The sequence below is a fragment of the Dolichospermum flos-aquae CCAP 1403/13F genome, assembly GCF_012516395.1.
Taxonomy (GTDB): Bacteria; Cyanobacteriota; Cyanobacteriia; order Cyanobacteriales; family Nostocaceae; genus Dolichospermum; species Dolichospermum lemmermannii.
Genome location: NZ_CP051206.1, coordinates 986,785 through 1,007,543, shown reverse-complemented (window position 1 = coordinate 1,007,543; position 20,759 = coordinate 986,785). Strand labels below are relative to the sequence as shown.

The 20,759-nt window shown below is 37.9% G+C and carries 18 protein-coding genes; 6 read left to right on the top strand and 12 right to left on the bottom strand.

Going from position 1 to position 20,759, the window contains the following annotated elements:
• Positions 1–2 precede the first annotated feature (2 nt).
• Positions 3–659, top strand: a complete 657-nt coding sequence (locus HGD76_RS05210; protein WP_210967726.1) for a Uma2 family endonuclease — start codon at positions 3–5, stop codon at positions 657–659.
• Positions 660–962: 303 nt separating this feature from the next.
• Here HGD76_RS05210 and HGD76_RS25135 read toward each other — a convergent pair whose 3' ends face one another.
• Both HGD76_RS25135 and HGD76_RS25130 read right to left on the bottom strand, forming a co-directional pair.
• Complete coding sequence (locus HGD76_RS25135) at positions 963–1,244, bottom strand: DNA polymerase III subunit delta (protein ID WP_233467049.1); 282 nt, start codon at positions 1,242–1,244, stop codon at positions 963–965.
• A gap of 78 nt (positions 1,245–1,322) precedes the next feature.
• Positions 1,323–1,715, bottom strand: coding sequence for a hypothetical protein (locus HGD76_RS25130; protein WP_233467047.1), 393 nt, complete (start codon positions 1,713–1,715; stop codon positions 1,323–1,325).
• 420 nt (positions 1,716–2,135) lie between these two features.
• Here HGD76_RS25130 and HGD76_RS05200 point away from each other — a divergent pair, with 420 nt between their 5' ends.
• Together HGD76_RS05200 and HGD76_RS05195 are read left to right on the top strand one after the other, a co-directional pair.
• Positions 2,136–4,409 (top strand): reverse transcriptase domain-containing protein, encoded by a 2,274-nt coding sequence (locus tag HGD76_RS05200; RefSeq protein ID WP_168695160.1) that lies wholly within the window; start codon positions 2,136–2,138, stop codon positions 4,407–4,409.
• A gap of 11 nt (positions 4,410–4,420) precedes the next feature.
• Positions 4,421–6,502 (top strand): nuclease domain-containing protein, encoded by a 2,082-nt coding sequence (locus HGD76_RS05195; protein ID WP_168695159.1) that lies wholly within the window; start codon positions 4,421–4,423, stop codon positions 6,500–6,502.
• 31 nt (positions 6,503–6,533) lie between these two features.
• On the opposite strand, the gene HGD76_RS05190 is transcribed toward HGD76_RS05195, so the two are convergent.
• Genes HGD76_RS05190 through recR form a run of 3 tightly spaced genes read right to left on the bottom strand, consistent with a single transcriptional unit; the run spans position 6,534 to position 8,547 of the window.
• Positions 6,534–7,274, bottom strand: coding sequence for a DNA polymerase domain-containing protein (locus HGD76_RS05190; protein ID WP_267904369.1), 741 nt, complete (start codon positions 7,272–7,274; stop codon positions 6,534–6,536).
• Positions 7,275–7,303: 29 nt separating this feature from the next.
• The gene (locus HGD76_RS05185) at positions 7,304–7,924 is read right to left on the bottom strand and encodes a tetratricopeptide repeat protein (RefSeq protein WP_168695158.1); all 621 of its coding nucleotides are present in this window, start codon (positions 7,922–7,924) and stop codon (positions 7,304–7,306) included.
• A 23-nt stretch (positions 7,925–7,947) separates the two neighbouring features.
• Positions 7,948–8,547 (bottom strand): recombination mediator RecR, encoded by a 600-nt coding sequence (recR, locus tag HGD76_RS05180; RefSeq protein WP_015078902.1) that lies wholly within the window; start codon positions 8,545–8,547, stop codon positions 7,948–7,950.
• A 116-nt stretch (positions 8,548–8,663) separates the two neighbouring features.
• Here recR and HGD76_RS05175 point away from each other — a divergent pair, with 116 nt between their 5' ends.
• On the top strand, positions 8,664–9,590 hold the full coding sequence (locus HGD76_RS05175; protein ID WP_015078903.1) for an Rpn family recombination-promoting nuclease/putative transposase: 927 nt from the start codon (positions 8,664–8,666) through the stop codon (positions 9,588–9,590).
• Here the strand turns inward: HGD76_RS05175 and HGD76_RS05170 are convergent.
• The 7 genes from HGD76_RS05170 to HGD76_RS05140 all read right to left on the bottom strand — a co-directional run bounded on the left by HGD76_RS05170 (position 9,587) and on the right by HGD76_RS05140 (position 16,617).
• A complete protein-coding gene (locus HGD76_RS05170; protein ID WP_148763212.1) occupies positions 9,587–10,186 on the bottom strand; it encodes a MiaE family protein in 600 nt (199 codons plus the stop codon). The genes HGD76_RS05175 and HGD76_RS05170 overlap by 4 nt on opposite strands.
• A gap of 115 nt (positions 10,187–10,301) precedes the next feature.
• A complete protein-coding gene (locus HGD76_RS05165) occupies positions 10,302–11,069 on the bottom strand; it encodes a sterol desaturase family protein (RefSeq protein WP_148763214.1) in 768 nt (255 codons plus the stop codon).
• A gap of 136 nt (positions 11,070–11,205) precedes the next feature.
• Positions 11,206–12,753 carry a mercuric reductase gene (locus tag HGD76_RS05160; protein ID WP_015078906.1) on the bottom strand — a complete coding sequence of 516 codons (1,548 nt, stop codon included), beginning with the start codon at positions 12,751–12,753 and terminating at the stop codon, positions 11,206–11,208.
• Between the two features lie 144 nt (positions 12,754–12,897).
• On the bottom strand, positions 12,898–13,581 hold the full coding sequence (locus HGD76_RS05155; protein ID WP_015078907.1) for a TVP38/TMEM64 family protein: 684 nt from the start codon (positions 13,579–13,581) through the stop codon (positions 12,898–12,900).
• 9 nt (positions 13,582–13,590) lie between these two features.
• The gene (locus HGD76_RS05150) at positions 13,591–14,277 is read right to left on the bottom strand and encodes a TIGR04283 family arsenosugar biosynthesis glycosyltransferase (RefSeq protein WP_168695157.1); all 687 of its coding nucleotides are present in this window, start codon (positions 14,275–14,277) and stop codon (positions 13,591–13,593) included.
• Positions 14,278–14,300: 23 nt separating this feature from the next.
• Positions 14,301–14,531 (bottom strand): DUF6737 family protein, encoded by a 231-nt coding sequence (locus tag HGD76_RS05145; protein WP_015078909.1) that lies wholly within the window; start codon positions 14,529–14,531, stop codon positions 14,301–14,303.
• Between the two features lie 160 nt (positions 14,532–14,691).
• Positions 14,692–16,617, bottom strand: coding sequence for a DNA polymerase III subunit gamma/tau (locus HGD76_RS05140; protein ID WP_168695156.1), 1,926 nt, complete (start codon positions 16,615–16,617; stop codon positions 14,692–14,694).
• Positions 16,618–16,838: 221 nt separating this feature from the next.
• On the opposite strand from HGD76_RS05140, the gene HGD76_RS05135 reads away from it, so the two are divergent.
• Together HGD76_RS05135 and HGD76_RS05130 are read left to right on the top strand one after the other, a co-directional pair.
• Positions 16,839–17,495, top strand: a complete 657-nt coding sequence (locus HGD76_RS05135) for a hypothetical protein (protein WP_168695155.1) — start codon at positions 16,839–16,841, stop codon at positions 17,493–17,495.
• 328 nt (positions 17,496–17,823) lie between these two features.
• Positions 17,824–20,730, top strand: a complete 2,907-nt coding sequence (locus HGD76_RS05130; protein WP_168695154.1) for a tetratricopeptide repeat protein — start codon at positions 17,824–17,826, stop codon at positions 20,728–20,730.
• Positions 20,731–20,759 lie beyond the last annotated feature (29 nt).

The window sequence follows — 20,759 nt, the reverse complement described above, 5'->3', positions numbered from 1 at the left end:
TCGTGGTTATTACTCAAACCAGTCCCCCCAATATTACTCAGGATATAACAACAACTCACTTCACTCCAGATGAGTATCGAGTGATGGAGGAAACCGCAGCCGAAAGACATGAATATCGGAACGGAGAAATTATCGCTATGGCTGGAGGTTCAGAAGTTCATAGTGCGATCGCTAGTAACCTCTTAGTCTATTTGGGATTTTTGCTCAGAGATACCAATTTTCGTTTATATAATAGCGATTTGCGCGTTTGGATTCCCGAATACAACTGTGGAACTTACACTGATTTAATGGTAGTAGATGAACAACCACAATTGAACGGTGAGCGCACTGACGAAATTCTCAATCCTCTGGTGATTGTGGAAGTTTTATCACCCTCTACTGAAGGTTATGATAGAGGTGATAAATTTAGAAAGTATCGCTCCCTTCCTAGCTTTTGCGAATATCTACTAGTTAGCCAAACTGAACCCTATATTGAGCATTATCACAAACTTGATGATAGTAGCGATAGCGTTCGCGGAGCGTCCCGGAGGGAACTAGCGCTGCTGCAAGCAGTTCGCTGGCAATGGCAAGTTTATGATCATCCTGATCAGTCTATATTAGTACATAGTTTAAATGTAGAAGTTCCTCTTGGTGAAGTTTATCGCCGCATTAATTTCTAAAAGCCGACTCACGATTTATACTAAACACGGTTGGGAAATGGACTTTTACGAAATCATGAAAAACCTAGATTTGTAGGGGTTTAGCACTGCTCATTGGTGTCAACTTAAGTTAGAAATGGCTTATCTATTGGCTTTCACACCCACCAGGGAATAAATTCCCTGTCTAATAGCTCAAGTCCGTTAAAACGGACTAATAAATTTTCCTAGTATTCAGTCATCTTTAGATGACTTCCGCTATTAGACTGGGAATTTATTCCCAGGCGGGTTATGGGTTTTACGTTAAGTTGACACCAATGAGCAGTGCTAAACCCCTACCCACAGAATCAAATAATTAAGCCGTGTTGAGTATATAGCGGTAATCTTTAAAGCTGGTTCGTTACAGTTAATTAGGCGTTCAACAAATTCTAATGCTTGAGCAATGTTACCCAAGCGAATGGCATTAGCTAGTTGTAAACTATTAGCAGCATTTTCTGAGACTAATTCTTTCACCATATCCCCATTGACTGTTTTACCCAAAGCATAAGTTTTGAGCTTTTCTAGTTCGGTGAATATCAGTCGTGTATTATTGCCTGTGTAATCAATCAATACTGTGTAGGCATCGGTGGTGAGTGTTACACCTACTTCATCAGCTATAGTACGAGCTTGCTGTATTAATGCTTGGGTTTACCATTGGGGAATGAGAGGAAATTCCTGTACCTGTGCGTACTCCAGTAGGAGTTTGACTGATTTATTTCTCGCGTCAGGTTTGTGAGTGTTGGTGATAAGGAGGGTATTTGTGGAGGGAATTTTGGGGAGAATGGACTCCAACTGCAACAAAATTTCTTTTGGACAAACTCCCAGTAATGTGCTGTTGGGTAAATGTACTAATCTTCCTCCACTCCCAATTGGTGGTGTCATGATATCGGATAATGCTTGAGGAATGGTTTCTTTAGATTCTGGGGGGTATTCTGTATAGTTAAAGTTTGCCCATTGTTGATCTAGAGTGTGGGTTTTTAGTTGTTTGATGGTGCGAGTTAGAAAGAATTCGTTTTCACCAAAGTATAAGTATGTTGGCATGGTAGTACGGCAATTGTATTGTCGTACATGAGCGATCGCTCTAAGGGTATCCAGGTATATTTATGTAAATGTAAAGTTTACAAACATACTCTTGACAAGGGATATAAAAAGAAATATTGTTACAGAGGTATATACAGGTAACTATTGATTTTCGTTGTTGATCCTGCAACGAGTTACCGTAAGGTTCCCAAGGTTCGGAAAAAAAGGCTTCGGAATAGACCTGTATATACCTCCATAATTTAGAAGGATTAAAACTTTGGTGAAGAAGGCAGAAGGGTATAAGATGTTAAAGGCTTCAATATCCACGAGTTCCAAGCTACCAAATCTGTGATTTTGGTAGGGGAATTAAACCCTTGCCCTTTTCGGTCACTTTTATGTTCGAGTACAGAAACGTTCTACCTTTCTTGTTAAATACATTAAATGAATTTGAAAGACTTATATTGCTTATCTCCAGAACTTGTAGCAGAAAAACTAGGCGTTAACTATCATAGTTTAATTGAGCTACTTGAACAAGTAGATGAAATATACAGGGAATTTAAAATTCCTAAAAAATCTGGTGATGTACGAACAATAAGAACACCAATAAGTAGCTCGGAACGTTATAAAATATATGAAGGAGAAGGATATTTTCCTCTACTAGATATACAAAAAAAACTCAGCAAAGAAATACTACAACCTGTTTATCAACCTAAGCCATGCGTACATGGTTTTACAGCAAAAAAAAGTATTGTAACTAATGCCAAAGCTCATACTAAAAAGAAATATGTTCTAAATTTAGATATTCAAGACTTTTTCGCATCAATTAACTTTGAAAGAGTTCGAGCCATGTTTATGGCACAACCATATAACGCGAATGATAAAGTAGCTAATCTACTGGCAAAAATATGCTGTTATAAGGATCAGTTACCTCAAGGCGCACCCACATCACCTATCGTCTCAAACATGGTGTGTGCAAAAATGGATAGGCAATTACTAGAACTAGCAAAAAAACATAAAGCAACATATACAAGATATGCTGATGATGTCACTTTCTCTACTAATTTAGAGGAGTTTCCAGAAGCACTAGGATATGTCATTAATGATGGATCTGTAAGAAAATTTGTTGTTGGAGAAGAATTACGAGAAATAATTAATAGTAATAATTTTGAAGTAAATGAAAGAAAAGTAAGGTTGCAAACTCAAAACTATCGTCAGGAAGTAACGGGTTTAACAGTTAACCATCGTCCTAACGTAAATCGTAAATTTGTCCGACAAATCCGAGCTTTGCTTCATGCTTGGCAAAAATTTGGAATTGAGAAGGCAGCAGATGAGTATAGTAGTAGATATGATAAAAAATACAAATATTTAAAAATTAGAAGCAGTGAAAACACAAAACGGTTTCATCATGTTGTTCGAGGTAAGATTGAATTCTTAGGTATGGTTAGAGGTAAAAATGATCCAATATATAAAAAATATTTAAGTCAATATAAAAGACTAATATATGAAGAATTAGCTCAAGAACCTAAATTATCCTTTGTTTTAAAAACAAAAGGAGGGAAAGAGAGAGTATCACTAAATTACCAAGACTGGAATGCCAATATTAGGGCTAGAGGACTGCTATTACCCAACTATATTAAAACTAGCTACTTATTGTCTGTATTAACTTCTTTATATGCTGGGCAGATTATTTTATTAAATGGCTCTGTTGGAGTTGGGAAGACAAGCCTTGTAGAAAAATCTGCTACCATTTTAAATGGTAATAGTAAAATTATTCCTGTTCGACCTGCTTGGATTGATTCGTCTGATTTGTTAGGATTCTACAATCCAGTTAATGATAGCTTTAATCCCTCTAGTTTTTTAACTGCATTACAACAAGCTCAGGAAAAATTTGAACAATTTTTTTTAGTGTGTTTAGATGAACTCAATTTAGCTCGAATTGAAAATTATGCTGCTGACTTACTCTCAAGTTTAGAATATTCCAAGTCTGGTCAAGGAGCGCAAAAGCTAATTCTCTACTCACCTAGTATAGAAGTACAAATTAGACAAGAGATTAAGCTATTACAATCCCAAAAATCAAAAACATCTGAACAAAGTAACAGACTGGCTAAACTTCAAAATTTTTTAAATACTTATCCGGCTGAATTTTCAATTCCTAAAAACTTAATTTTGGTTGGAACTCTCAATTCAGATGAAACCACTTATAATATCAGTCCAAAAGTAATAGATAGATCCTTCGTCATTACCTATCCTTTGCCTGATTTTGCTGAAGATACAAATGCAACCCCTTCTAGCAATCCAATTGCAAAAACATATATACCATCTTTATTTAAAGAATTAGATAATAAAATTCTCCAAGCTGATAACAGTAATGATGAATTTAACGATAGTTGGTATACTATCTCAAATTGGAACTCACTTTACCTATCTCAGTGTGGAATACCTTTAGGATATAGAGTAAAAAGAGATTATAAAGTTTTCTATGCAGCTTCTAGAATTATCGAATTAACAGCCCAAGAATGTATAGGATACTTTCTCTTTACGAAACTTCTGCCTAGAATTTCTTTTTTCAAGGATGAAGAGCGAGAAAATATTTGCCTTGAATGGCTAGAGGAAATTGAAAATAATTATTCTCATTTCGGTACTCCAGATGTAATTGAAAATTTAAGAAATCAAATCCACGATACTAGACGGCGCAATGTTAGCTACTGGGGATAAAGTGAATGTTTATGGCTTATCCAAAAATTTATTTTGCTGATTCTAGAGGTGAGCTACCTTGGGAAGATGATGTACAATACACTCGCCAGTACAGTGGACGTTGGTATGTTCAGATAGAGGGTTTATGGGATGGAAGTATTGGTTTGAAGAGTGATTCTATAATTCCACTTCTAAAAATAGGCAGCAATAGGTGGCAACTCCCTCAAAGAACGAAACACGAGGAAGAAATCAGTAAAGGAGTAGCGTCAAGAACAGGACAAATAACCGCTATACTCTTGGATGCTTCAGGTGAACCCGTAAATAGTAGTCCTGAAGCTTTCTTGTTAGTGAAACCAGCGGGTTTAACAGAGCAGGAATTAGAACAATTAATTACTGAAATAGGATTACTGGCACTTTCGGCATCTAGTTGTGTTACCAGTCAATTACAAGTTCCTGTAGGGGAAGACGTAGAAACTACAATGACTGGAATGGGATTCTCTGACAGTAGAGGGTTATTATTGACAGCAACTTCCTTATTAAAATTAGCATCAGTTGTTCAAGGTAACTGGGTAGTAATAGAAAAACGTCCCCTGAGAAGTTTTTCTAGAGAGTTAGGTTTAGTTGATACACGAAAATTAATTAATTCGCCACAACTTTTAATCAAAGCCAAGATAGATCCTTCTAAGCAGAGAATGATGGCTTTAACCCAATTTGAATCTACTCAATGTTCTGAAAATGAATTTTTATGTTATATACTTGATGTTTATTTAAAGGATTTAGTTAATGGGATTGCTAACTCACTTGAAAAGTTAGAAATTGATGATAGCTTTTCACCACCTATTTATGCCAAAGATTCAAAAATATTAAGCTTTTTGACTAGAGCTAAAGAGCAAGTTCAAAAATTTAATCAGGAAAGAGGAAAGGAAAGGAAAACTATATCGAAAATAGTCGCTCAACTGCGAGACTGTGCAGAATGGGCAACAAATGCTCGTCATAGTCAATTGTTAAATAAGTTACTAACTCCAAATGAACCATCTTTACCATCTCAGCGATTAATCGGCTCTCCCGCTTATGCTTCTATTTTTGAAGAGTACATGAATTTTGAAAGCAGTATTTTTCCTAAAATTCAACCAGTTATCAAGCTATTTAAAGCTACCTATCAAGGTCAAGTTCGTTCTACATGGGAACTATACGAAATTTGGTGCTTTGTCCGGCTATACAATGCTTTTGTTACAAATTTGAATATGCGTCCTCCCCTCAATGAACCTACTCTTTTTGAGAGTATGCGAATTGAGAAAGGAGAGATTAAAATACCTATAAATAATGTATTTCGTCTTCAAGGTGCTTTTGATGATGGTAGTCAATTCAATGTTTCACTATGGTATCAACCTAAGCAATATACTAATTCTAATCATTTAAGAATTCCTGATATTAGGATAGATATATCAACCAATAGCGACACAAAAACTTACTACTTTGATGCTAAATATCGTAACTATAAACACCAAGGAAGTAAACAATTTGTTTATGATGTTATAGATGTTGCTAAAGATAAATACTTGTATTCTTTAGGCGGGACAGCTAGTTTTATTTTGCATACAGATCAACAAATTGATTTTTGGGGTGAAGTTCCTATCAACAGGGTACTAAAGGAAAAGTTTGATGACACGCTTGGAACAAGTGAAGATAGATTTATCAGCCACAAATATGGAGCAATTGCATTTAAGCCAGGCGTGGGAGCAAATAAGCAGCTTAATAAATTAATTAGATTAATGTTTCAGTACCACGGTAGCTTTTCAACCGACTGTCTATTTTGCGGACATAAACTTAATTTGGAACAAGACATTCAGACCCATTGGATACCAAATAAAATAAGTCAACAAGAATTGACTAGACGTGTAATATCAGGAAGTTCTGGGTCTGGAAAAGGAACAAGTCTATACTGTTCCTGTCCTAAATGTGGTCAGTTTTGGGTTGTGCAACATTGCTATGGTAACAATCACCGTATCCTTAAGTTTCCTAACTGTTTCCATAGACACTCAGATCATCGAAAACATAAAGGAAAATGGATGTATATCTGTCCTGTATGTGGCAGCGATCCTCTATTACCATAGACGATCGCTCATAATTAGCATAACTCCTCACTCAAAACAGACTCAACTGCTTCCCCACATCACCTTGAGGCTCAACAACCGAAAGTAACTCATCTCGTTTTTTAGCCATCAACTCCAAATAATACCCACTGGAATAGCCTTCAGAATTAGTCAATCCCTGAACTCCTTGATAAAACGTCACAACATCCCCAGTATTACCCAGAACCAAAAGAGCCTTTTCACCCTTCTTAATTTTCCGAGTAACCTGTAACTGTTCCACAGGAAAATCACCAGAACGAATAACCTTTGTTAATTCTTGGTAATATTGTTCTGCCTTAGACTTTGACAGAAGATATTGTGTCAAGTAGTTCAAAGGAAACTCCTTTTCTAGACGAGAACGGTCTCTTTTCCGCCATGAACCCTTAGTAGTAATTTTACCATCTTCATGCCAGATAATATAATTCTTAGCTCCTCTAGAGGGAACAAACATCGCTTGAGCAAGAATTTCCAACTCAATTTTGATACCAGTAGGTAAAGCATTTTGCAGCTTTTCAAATATCAGCAGAGGTTCAGAGTGGGAGAAGAACACACCATCAGTATCACTTTCAACCTGGATACCTCCCGCTTTTTCAATCACATCAATCATGAATCGCAGAATCCGTCTACCATAAGCTGTAACCAGTGCAGCAGCTTCTATATCGTTAAAACCAACACCAGAAGTCCCATAAAAGCCAAACAACGAGTTGATTAACACTTTGAGAGCAGCCTCAGCTTGTTTAGCAGCTTTCTTTATTAGGAATCAGCCCTACTGTATTTCATATATTACTCCCATTCCCGTAACTGCTTATGCACTACGGCTAAATACCACATATAATCATCAATTTTATACTCATCAGCAGCCTTAACTATATATTCCTGCGCTAACTCTAAATTATTCTCAGCTTCATAATATAAACCCAAATAGAGATGACTGTAAAACTTACCTTTTAATCCTGCCAATTTTCCCACATTCAAAACATCATCTGTTGTGCAATGACCTGCAAACAAATCATAGACAGACTTCATGATTTTTCGCGGATCATTTTTCACAGGTAATAAAGAATTACGAGCTGCTGTAACACCGGATAATCTAGCTATGCAAAGATATCTCCAGACAGTTTCTTCCACATCTTGAGCATTAACAGTTAAATCAATTTCAAACTGTTTTGCACCTTGAGCAAATCGTTCTGCATAATAATAACTTAACCCGCGTTGCCACAGATAAGGAGTAATTTGAATATCTAACTTTTCTGCATGATCAAAATCTTGAATTGATTCGGTAATTTTTCCTAATTTAAAATAAACCATGCCTCGACGAACATAAGCATTAACATTATTTGGTTGAACGTTAATGGTATTATTCCACTCTTGCAGTTGATTTTCTAAGGAATTGGTAAAAAACATTTTGGTAATGAAATTTGCTACTTTTAATCTAACTCTCTCCGTCCTTCTAATGCTCTGGCTAAAGTTAATTCATCAGCATATTCTAAATCACCACCGACGGGTAAACCAAAGGCAATACGGGTTACTTTAGTAAATGGTTTTAGTAATTGACCGATATACAATGTTGTGGTTTCCCCTTCGATACTGGGACTAATGGCTAAAATCACCTCTTGGGGTTTTTGTTCACTTACCCGTCTCACTAAAGCTTGAATGGTTAACTGTTCTGGTCCAATACCATCCATAGGGGAAATTACACCACATAAAACATGATATTTACCTTTAAATTCACGAGTTTTTTCTAAGGCAATCACATCACGGGAATCTGCAACTACGCAAATAGTTGTATTATCTCGTTGAGGGTGACGACAAATTTCACAGACTGGATCTGATGAAAGGTGAAAACAAACTTTACATAAACCTACCTGTTTTTTCGCGTCAACAAGTGCTTGGGCTAAGGCCTCTACCTCTGCTTCTGGTCTTTTTAAGATGTGCAAAGCTAATCGTTGGGCGCTTTTGGGTCCAACTCCGGGTAGCCGTTGCAATTGTTCGATTAATCTGGCTAGGGGACGTGCGTAAACCGTAATTCTACCTCCGGGGTTTTTTCTATTTTACAGTTAAATTATGTTTCGCGCAAAGGCGCAAAGGAGCAAAGACGCAAAGTTGGAGGAATTTTAACCAGTAAATATTATAATCATGATTTATGCGAAGAGATTCACTTTTTTATAAACTCTTTCAACAATATCCATCTTTGTTGTTTGAACTGTTGACAGATCCGCCGATTAATGCTCAGGCTTATCGCTTTGATTCTGTGGCTGTTAAAGAACCAACTTTTGCAATTGATGGTGTGTTTTTACCGCCAGAAAGTGATGGACAAGGAGTAGTATATTTTTGTGAAGTGCAATTTCAAAGAGATGAGGAATTGTATGAAAGAATATGCGCGGAAACTTCACTATATTTTTATCGTAATCGCAAAAGGTTTTGTGATTGGCAAGTAGTGATTATTTATCCATCTCGAAATACAGAACAAAATGACATTTATCCTCATCGGGGATTTCTCAACAGTCCTCAAGTACATCGGGTATATTTAGATGAATTGGGAGATATTCAAGAATTACCATTAGGTTTAGGTGTCATGTTACTAACTACTCTGGGAGAAAGTCAAGCCCCAGCAGTAGCTAGATATTTATTAACCAGAACCCATGAGGAGATTGTCACACCATCAAGTCAAGCTATGATGGAGATGATCACGACAATCATGGTCTACAAGTTTGAAAATCTGAGTCGTCGGGAGGTAGAATCAATGTTAGGAATTACACTCAAAGAAACTAGAGTTTATCAAGAAATTAAAGAAGAAGGCAGAGAGGAAGGACTGGAACAAGGCAGAGAAGAAGGACTAGAGGAAGGACTAGAACAAGGCATAGAACAAGGCATAGAACAAGCTACAATTAATTTGGTGATTCGACAATTAACAAAGCGGTTTGGTAAAATATCTCAGAGAAAGATAAAATCTATTTCTGGTTTACCATTATCTGTGTTGGAAGAATTGAGTGAAGCTCTTTTAGATTTTCAGAGTTTGAATGATTTGCAATCTTGGTTGTTAATCCATACTCCGGCAAAAACTGACTAACTATGTATTCTCGGTTCTGGGTGTAAGGTTGATAATAATTGACTTTCCACCTCTGCTAATTCGTCTAATCTGTCCATGACGATTTTTCGGTCAAAATAGGTATCAGCTAAAACCCAATACATCCCAAAATGTCGGGCTTCTGATGCCATTAAACTGCGGTAAAATGCGGCTAATTCTGGTTCTGGACAGTTAGCAGCTAGGAGTCCTAAGCGTTCATGACTACGGGCTTCTATTAAGCCGGTGACGAGTAAGGAGTCTAAAAATCTCTGGGGTTCTTGTCCCCGAACTTGGGATTTTAACCCTGCACCGTAGGGGGGTGCGGATAGGGCTGCTAGTTTGATGTTACGGCGTTCTAGCCATTGATTGACGAGTTCAAAGTGTTCTAGTTCTTCACGAGCGATCGCTGTTAACTCTCTCACCATTTTAGCATTAGAGGGATAGCGAAACATCATATTTAATGCTACTCCTGCGGCTTTGCGTTCACAGTGGGAGTGATCTAGTAAGATAATATCAAGGTTAGCGATCGCTTGCTCTACCCAAGCATCACTGGTAGGTTGTTTGAGGGCGTTGATTGTGGGTAAAGGTGAACTTAACACAGCGAAAAACTCCAAATTGAACAATTTAGCTCATTAATTTTAATCTTAAATCAGCTTCTGCATCTTTGGATAAGTTTCTTAATGTTTTACTTTTGAATTCCGTTCTCTGATCCTATCAATTGTGTTTATTAACAGACACAAACGGTAATTTTAATAAACTGATAAAATTAAGATCTCTGGTTTCTTCCGATATACCTAACTGGATGCTTTCTGGTTGGGGCGGATAATAACGAGATTGAAAAATTAGATCCCATATAGTTAATAAACTTGTATAATTACTATTTAAATATTTTGTTAATTGACAATGATGAGCGCGATGATAATTAGGTGTAACAATAAAATAACTCAGGAATTTATCTATTTTAAAAGGTAAGGCAAAATTACTGTGATGAAAAACTAATGATACCGCAAATAAAGATTCATATAATATCCAAGCATTTGGTGTAATTCCCAACAGATAAATTAACCCAATTTTGGGAATATTGGCAACAATAACTTCTCCTGTATGAAAGCGGTAAGCTGTGGATATATTCATCCATCTATCTGTATGATGGACTTTGTGAAAACGCCAAGCAAAACCCCAAGTGTGGATTAATCTATGCCACGTATACATATACAAATCAAGCAATAAAAAAGAGAGAATAAAATGTAACCAGGGTAAATTAATATCATAAAATAATCCCCGCCATAAAGTTGGTTTCCAGAGAGAATTTAAGATTAAAATAACAGTTAAATTAACCACCAAAAAATTTATTAACCCCAAAATTAAATTGTGAATAACTCTTTTAATGGGATTTTGACGATATTGAAAGAAAGGAACTAAGGTTTCCAGAATTCCAAATATAACGATACTGCTGACAATAGCCAGAGATTTATATTCCATTTTGTTTGATGTCCTGATAATTCTGGCATAGATGGGGCAATTTTTTCTCTTTCTTCATGAATTTTACCATGAATATTTTCTTCAAGAACAAGATCCCCGACTTCTCTAAGAAGTCGGGGATCTGAAACTCTCAAATTTAAGAAAACTTGGTTAAAAATCCCAATAATTGCTTAGTTCTTGGTGTTAGTAGAGTTTTACGATAAGCGTCTGCGGCTTTTTTAATGGCTTCCGCTTGAGTGGGATAAGGATGAATTACACTACTCAGTTTACTTAAACCAATATTATTAACAATAGCTGTAGTAATTTCCGAAATCATCTCCCCTGCATGATTAGCAACTATGGTTGCACCGAGGATTTGATCTGATCCTTTTTTGTGATGAATCTTTAAAAAACCAGATTCTTCATGATCTGCGATCGCTCGGTCTATACTTTTAAAAGGAATCTTAATAGTTTCTATTTCTATACCTAATTTTTTCGCTTCATTTGCATACATCCCCACATGAGCAATTTCCGGGCTGGTATATGTCACCCAAGGCATCACTAAACTACTGAGTTTAGATCGTCCCCAACCAAAAGGCGAAAACAGGGTATTTTTAATCACAATTCGCGCTGCCGCATCTGCCGCATGAGTAAATTTCCAATTCATGCAGATATCACCAGCGGCGTAAATTTTGGGATTTGTGGTTTGTAAATAATCATTCACTTTTACACCCCAGGTTTGATCATATTCTACACCCACTGCCTCTAAATTCAAATTTTCCACATTGGGAGCCCGTCCCGCACCAACTAATATTTCATCAACTGTCACCGAATCTCGTTCACTATTCACAGAAAAATATAGGCGTTTTCCTTCCGTAACTGTAACAACTTCTTCTAATTGACAATTTAATACTAAACGAATACCTTCATCAATTAAAACTTTTTGCAAAATCTCCGCTGCTTCTGAATCTTCCTGATTTAAAATATGTGAACCTCGATGAAATAATGTCACTTCACAACCCAAACGCTGAAATGTTTGTGCTAATTCACAGCCAACAGGTCCACCACCAATTATGGCTAATTTTTCGGGTTTCTGAGTTAGGGAAAAAACAGTTTCATTAGTTAAATAACCTGCTGCTTCAATTCCCCGAATTTTCGGTTTAACAGCCCTAGCACCAGTAGCAATGACAGCTTTTTTAAATTTTAATGTTTGCTGATCAACTTCTATAGTATTCTTGTTTATAAATTTACCATCACCTAAAAAAACATCAATTCCTAAACTTTTAAATCTTTCCACAGAATCATGATGACTAATACTCGCCCGAATGCGTCTCATTCTCTCCATAACTGTGGCAAAATCCACATCAAATTTCTGAGAAATATTAATCCCTAAATCTTTGGTTTTTCTGATTTCTTCAACTACACGAGAAGAACGAATTAAACATTTAGAAGGAATACAACCAAAATTTAAACAATCTCCTCCCATGAGATTTTTTTCAATTAATGCCACTTTTAAACCCAAATCTAATCCCGCAGCCCCCGCAGCGACAACCAAACCCGCAGTTCCCCCACCAATTACTACTAAATCATAACAATCAGCCCTTTGGGGATTTACCCAATTATCTGGATGAACATTTTTGAGGAGTTTTTGATTATACTCATCCATGGGACGAATTGTGACTCTTGGAGATTCTGAAGTTGACATTAGTATTACCTCTGAATGGTTAAGTATAAACTATGTTTTTGATTATATGATCTGTTATTTATAAATACATTATCATCAGAAATTTATCGGTTTTATATTTAACAAAATTACTAAAATTATTGAAAAATAAAAAACAAAGAATTTTTATAAGTTCTCATCTTCTAAAGCTTTCTTAGCTATCTTCGTGACATAAACTGTGACAGCAATTGTTGCTATCAACCCCATGATTTGAATTACCCAGTGGAGAATGATGTTTCCAGGTTGATTTTTACTGCCAATTAAGGCTATATCTCCTACTAAAGATCCAAAATAAACATACATAATTGTTCCAGGAATCATCCCCACTGAACCAATTAAATAGTCTTGAAAAGAAACACTAGTAATTCCGAAAGCATAGTTTAATAAATTGAAGGGAAAGAGGGGAGAAAGTCGAACTAATAGGACAATTTTTAATCCTTCTTTACTAACTGCTTTATCAATGATGGCAAATTTTTTGTAACTAGATATTTTTTCTTTTACCCAACCTTGCGCTAAATAACGTCCTCCTAAAAATGCTGCTATAGCACCTAATGTAGCCCCAATAAAGACATATATAGAACCCCAAATTACACCAAAAATTACCCCAGCACCCAATGTCAGCAGTGCAGCCGGTAAAAAAGCTAGAGTAGCTATAATATAGATACCAATAAATACTATTCCTCCTATAGCACCAAGGCTATTAATCCACTGTAAAGCATTCTGTAAAAATTCTTGAAGATTGGGAGAAGATACTTTAACAGATTCTTGAATTACAGAAAAATCTATTGCTGATAAAAGGGTAATAATCATAAAAATTCTCTAGGATTTTGGGGAAGAGTACCAATTACGAATTTGGGTTGGGGAAATACCGAGTAAATAAGCAATGACAATCATTTGATTCAAAATAGTAGTTTGGATAATTCCTTTTTTTAACCATCTGCGAGGTGAGGTAATTACGGGTGTTGGTAATAGGTGAATTTTGCCCAGAGGTTTTAATTTTCTCATCATTGCAAAGTCTTCCATAATTGATATTGGCGGGAAATTACCAACTTGCTGAAATACATCTTTGGTGAGAAAAATAGCTTGATCACCATAGGGCATTTGCCAAAGATGCGATCGCCATTTTACACCAAATTCTACCAAACGCAACCCCCAATTAGGGGCATTTATCCGTAAAGCAAACGCACCAGCCACAATTCCCGGTTTTGCTAAGGTTGTGCAAATCATCTGCTCGAAATTAGTCGGTAAACGGGTATCAGCATGGAGAAATAGGAGAATTTCCCCACTAGCAGCCATAGCACCTGTATTCATTTGATTAGCACGTCCGGGAGGAGAAATAATTACCTTAACATTCAATGATTTAGCGATTAATAATGTTTCATCTTTTGAACCACCATCAACTACAATTATTTCTACATTACTACTAGATTGACTGCTAATAATTGCTTCTTTAATATTACCCGCTTCATTGAGAGTGGGAATAATAATAGAAATTTGAGCATTCATGTTGACAAAAAGATTTAAATTAACTATTCTGTGATTTTGTGCAAAACTCCACTGCGAATCATCATCTGCGGCCAAATTAACAGAAAAAATCCCATCCAAATCAATAATGGAATAGCAACTAAAATTGTTAACCAAATAATTTTGAAGATTAACCAACTACCGCTGATTAATGTTAAACTGGTTAGGATAATTGACCAAGGTTGACACCACCAAGGTTTAGATTGCCAAGGACTAATGGTTTGTTGTTCAGACATTTTTTGATTTAATCAGTAAACCTATACCTTACCTCATATCTTGCACTTAATCAAGAAACAGGGAAAATGCAAATATGAAAATTGCTTCTGATCCTTACAGACGTTATTAGCAACTGTCAAATATTTAAACAAGGGGAGAATCTCAACAGTTCTGAATTTCTCAACTATATTCATCATCAACATAAGATTCATATATTTCAGGCGTTTCAGTGGAAGTAACAGAATCAGATAATTGAAAACTATCATCTGTCATGCGGATGATTTCTCCAGAAAAGAACTTTGCTAGACTTTCCGCAGCTTTAACCACACCATCATGATCCCAACTTGATGGCGATGGTTGCATTGGTGCTGTATTGGTAACAACAGGCTCAATTCGGACTGGTACGGGTGGTGGTGCGGATACTGTAGCTACTGGCTGTGGTACGGCTGAGGGTTGCTGTGGTGTGGGTTGCGGGGCTGGTGGTTGTTGATAGGATGTAGGTTGAGGTAGTTGTTGAACGGGAGTGGAATTTTGTGGGGGTGGATTTCGCTTAGTTGATGTGGCGTTGGCAGTGGTAGCTTTTTCTAAGGTAACTTGAATTTCCTGCTGGAAAGTTTGTCTAAAGGCCGTAGTGATGATCGGTAGATAAGATTTCACTTTGTCATACCAAACCGCTTTTACACCTACACGAGCAACTACACCATTAAATTCCATTAAATGGCACATTTGACCCAATAATGCTTGTGTGGGTAGCTGCTGAATATGTCCACGGACTTGTTGCCAAAGTTGAGTTAAATTGTATTGTGAACCTTCTCCTACTGGCTGTATTGGTTCTGGTTGATGGTTAGTAGGTGGTGGTGCATATACAGGTTCTGACGTGGGTACTGGTGCAAAATTCACGGATGAGTTGTGATTTGTGGGCGGATATGCTGGTGGTGCAGCAGCGGGAGGATAAGCTGGAGTGACAGCAGTTGTATTAACTTGCTGAGAAATATTTGCAGTTTGAATTTGAATATTGGCACTGGGTAATAATCCCAGTAATGTTACTTCTAACCATAAACGGGGTTGAGTGGTGTTTTTTAGTTGTAATTCTGCTGTTCTCAGGTGTTGTTGTCCTCGTAAGATGGTACTAATATCAAATTTTTGGGCAAAGTCAACTAATGATGTCCAGGTTGATTCAGTACAAGCAACTAAATCTTGACGATTGGGAGCGGTTTTAGCTATGAGGAAATCTCGATAAAAAGCGGCGAGATTTTGGAGAATGATCAGGGGTTCTCGACCTCGATCTAGGATTTTCCGGGTAGAGTCTAGGACTATTTCGGCTTGATCTTGAGCGATCGCTTCTAATAGTCCAAATAGGTCTTTTTCGCTGACTGAACCTACCAAATCCCAAACCTTATCCGGTGTCACTTCCCCAGCAATTAAAGCTAATTGATCAAGTAAACTTTCTGCATCTCTTAATCCTCCTTGGGCAATTTGTCCCACCAGAGTCAGAGAATCATGAGAAATATGAATACTTTCCTTAGCGGCAATATACGTTAAATGTTTTACCATTGCCTCTAACTGAATCCGTCGAAAATCAAACCTTTGACAACGAGAAATAATTGTTGGTAATACCCTTTGTGCGTCTGTTGTAGCGAGGACAAAAACAACGTGCTTAGGTGGTTCTTCTAAGGTTTTAAGTAACGCGTTGAACGCTGCGGTACTTAGCATATGACATTCATCAATCACATAAACTTTATAACGGCACTGCATCGGGGCAAACTGCGCCCTTTCAATCAGTTCACGGATATTATCAACACCCGTATTACTGGCAGCGTCAATTTCAATCACATCAGTAGAATAGCCTTTAGTAATACCCTGACAGATTTCACAAACACCGCAGGGTTGGGGGGTTGGCTGGTTGCCTTGGAGACAATTGAGAGATTTAGCGAGAATTCTCGCACTGGAAGTTTTTCCTGTACCTCTAGGGCCAGTGAACAAATAGGCAGGGGCGATTTTCGCTGAGAGAATGGCATTAGTTAGGGTAGTAGCGATCGCCTCTTGACCCACCAGTTCAGCGAAACTCTTTGGCCGATACTTATGGTGCAGTGGTTCGTAAGACATGGAGACAGGTTTAAATCCGTATATCCCAGGTAAATTTTAGGGTTTTACCATTCTAACAACTCATGGCAATTTTGCCTCAGACATAGCCGCTAGTACCGCAGGGCGGAAGTCAAAAGTCAAAAGTCAAAAGTCAAAACTAGTATACAGTCAAAATAAATTTGACGAACTACTAGTCACTCACACCGTTAAAATTTTAATAAGCAACATCAATGGTGCATCAAATGTTTAAGCGGCTAATTCAATGGCTCAAAAAATTTTTTCGGCACTTGTTTGGTGGTAAACAAAATCTTACCCCCAGTCGGGAACAAGTCCCCAAAGCAGTAATTCCACCCCTCACTGACACAGATTTAGAATTTCTCTTTACAGAACTACTAGAAGGAGTTCATCAGATCAAGGGACAAACTTGGGCGCAAAAATGGTTACATAATCTTGAACATCGTGTTAGCACCCAACAGTGGCTAGAATGGTTAAATCGTTTTGGTGACAGATTATTAGCATCTTCTAAACCCCATAATGAATTAGCAGCCAGATTAGTTCAACTTGGTGAGTTAGGGGTTGGGGAAATCAGCAATCTGTCCTACGATATAGGCATGAAAGTCTTAACAGTCAATCCAGGAGAACCAGTTTGGGAATACGAAGGTCCCGATGCAGTAGAAAATAATCTTTTAATACCTGCCAACACGGAAGAAAATTTACCAGAAGGGGAATACAAAACTGTCAGTCTAGATGAATTGTTGATGATGTTGCAGCAGGATGAAACCCTATGCGAGCAAATCTCCCAACAACTAGGAGTGGAAACAAATAATCCAGAAGAAATTATTCAGGTATTAGTTAGTCAGTATAATGAAGCGAACGAGTCTTCTGAATCACAAGGATAAATCCCAGTGACCGAAAAGACGGGACACAAGCCCTGTCCTTCCAGGACGGCTTTATGTTAAAATTTGGTCATAGTCGCCATAGGGCATTGGGAGACTTTAAACGGACATGGAGGGACGATAAGACCACTTGTGGCCTGTTCTGGCGAAGTGTCAAGAATTACCGCACCTTCCGGTCGGTGAGTATGTCAATAAGTTTGATTTGTGCGGTGTAGCTATCAATATTTTTACGTGGGTCTATTTGGTTTTCTAGTCCATTCCGTAATTAATAATTTTTTTTGACACAAGGATAGCTACAATCTAGAAGAAAGAAAATCCCATAAATTGGCAGATGTTCAGGTGGCTCTTGCAGTGGCTTAACAAATTTTTACAGTCCCCCTTTGACAGTCTGGGAATCACCGATTCCCAGGATAGTCAAGGCAATCTGGTGGCAGATCAACCACCAGAACTCGCGAATGCGGATCTAGAGTTGTTATTTAATGAACTACTAGAAGGTGTGCATCAAGCGCGCGGACAACAGTGGGCGTTGAAGTATTTGCAGCGGATGGAACCGAGAATTACAGTTGATCGGTGGATAGATTGGCTGTTGATATTTGGGGACAAATTATTAGCTTCTCCTGCACCGAATCTTCCTTTAGCCAAGCGCATGGTGAAACTGGGTGAGTTAGGTATTGGTGAGGTTAGCAACCTGGCCTATGATGTTGGGGTGCAGCTATTGCGGCGCAACCTCAATCAGGAGTATGAGCGCAAGCAAGAGTCACAGGAGTTGGAAAGTTCCATCCCCACAGCAGAGGAGTTAGATACTCCTGGTCAGGAATTGCTCCGCCAATTTGGGGAACAAATCTGGCAAGATCAGAATGTGGAAAGTGTGACTAATCCATCAGTATCCCAAATGGTTGAGGATCTCTTCACTGGTCAGTCTGTAGGGTTAAGTAATGGGTCTTTAGCTGAGAATGCAGCTAAGACAGAAAATCACTATCACAGTTATGAGTATAGAATTCAGGAATTTTCCCAGAATGCTGCGGAAATAATTGCCGATCCAGAATCTCCCAGGGAGAAAAGCTGGAACGAGTCTTTGATGAATATAGAACCGCAGTTAGCATCCACTTTAGATGAGTTGGTGGTGCGGTTGGAGCAAAGTAGCAATCTTGTCCAGCATTTAGCGTCGGAATTGGCAATTCGTGATCGGCAAATTGTCCAGCAATCAACATCACAAATAGTTGTTACTAATCCGGCGGAAAGTTTATTTTATCAGGGTTTACGGCAGGCTAAAGCTGGAGATTTGTTAAAGGCTTTGGCTTTATATGAACGGGCAAGTCAAATCCAACCTCATGTTTATGAGTATTGGTTTAATCAGGGTTTAGCATTATTTTACTTGCAACGGTTTTCCGAAGCGATCGCTGCTTATGACCAAACACTGGCTCTCAAACCGGATTTTTATCAGGTTTGGTATAGCCGAGGCAGTATTCTGGGCGAGTTGGGAGACTTTGATGCGGCTATTGCTTCCTTTGATCAAGCGATCGCTATTAAACCAGATTACCAAGCAGCTTGGTCTAGCAGAGGTTTAGCATTTCTCAAGTTAGGTTTAATTGGGGAAGCTATTGATAGTTATGATCAAGCCCTGAATTTAGAACCCCAAGATTCTGAAACTTGGTACTACCGGGGGATAGCTTTGGCTGTGGTTGAGCAATATGCAGAAGCGATTGCTAGTTATGATCAAGCCCTCAATCTCCAACCCAACTATCATGAAGTGTGGATTGATCGGGGTGTGGTGCTATTTAATTTAAAACAATGGTTAGAAGCAATTGAATCATGGGATCAAGCCCTGGCCATTCAGCCAGAATTTTATCTAGCTTGGTATAACCGGGGTGTGTCCTTTGAACACTTAGGTCGTCGGGAAGATGCAATCTCATCCTATCAACAAGCGATCGCCATCAAACCCGATTTCCACCCAGCCTGGTATAACCAAGCCGTAACCCTATTTTACCTAGACCGTTCTGCCCAAGCTATATCCGGCTATGACAGGGCTTTAGAAATTAAACTAGACTACTGGGAAGCTTGGCTAGGAAGGGGTGCGGCGGCTGGTCATCTCACCCCCCACCAATCATCACTAATTGTAGTTAGTAGCATTTCTGCATCCAATCCTGCCCTTAACTTAGGCGGCTATGAAGGTAAATTAGCAAGTTATCAGACAGGTTTGAAACATCTTCGCCCGGATACTCACCCAGAAGGTTGGGGAAGATTACGTATAGCTATTGGTAATACTTACTACGAGCAAGCGAAAAAAGCCACCACACCTCGTGATTATTGGCATCATGCCATGTCCGAATATCAACTGGCACTATCTACGCTGACACCAGAAGATTTTCCAGAATTGCATTTGGATATTTTGCAATCTCTGATGAAAGTGCTTGTCTGTTTGGGGGAAACAGTAGCGGCACAGGAATTACAAAAATGGGGAATTGAATTATTACAACAATTACTCACTCAGCCGAATCGGACTGATGAAAATAAAAAACAACTGGTACTAAAATTTGCAGGTTTAGGACAACTAGCAGTTGATTTAGCTGTAAATACAGGAGATTTAGTAGAAGCTTGGGAAATGGCTGAACAGGGGAGAAATAACTGTTTACAGTTGTTAATGCCTGATTTGAATTATCAACTTGAGTCAGGAGATTATCGCTCTATTCAACAATTACTGAATCCTACCACAGCCATAATTTATTGGCATCTTAGCCCAGCCGCTTTGCACACATTCATTATCAAAGATCAAGCCCCAGCTCCGATTTTACTGTTTACACCCATCCAAGAGACAGAAGGAATTCCCGAAGCAATAAAACGCTTAATTGAATTTGAACATTGGTTAGCAGATTGGCAAGAATCATCAACACTATCAAAACTATTGCAGTTGCAAAATATCTTGAATATTTCCACAATTACTCAAGAATTGGCAGGGATAGATACAATAATTTTAGTTCCCCATCGGGACTTGTATAAATTACCTTTGCACAGTTTATTTAATCTGTCTTTTGCTTCAGTATCTTCTGTAAATGTGGCAAATTACAATATTACCTATTTGCCTAGTTTAGCTATGGGAATTTATTTACAATCTCAATCATTCTCCAATGGGCATCAACATCATGGTCTTCCGGCTTATCCCTTACTCAAATCTGATAAATTAGCATCAGAAATTATCAGCGAAACCTTGGCTATTTCTCAGGATTTTCTCAGTTATTAATGTTTAACCTTTAGAGGTTGTTTGAAAAC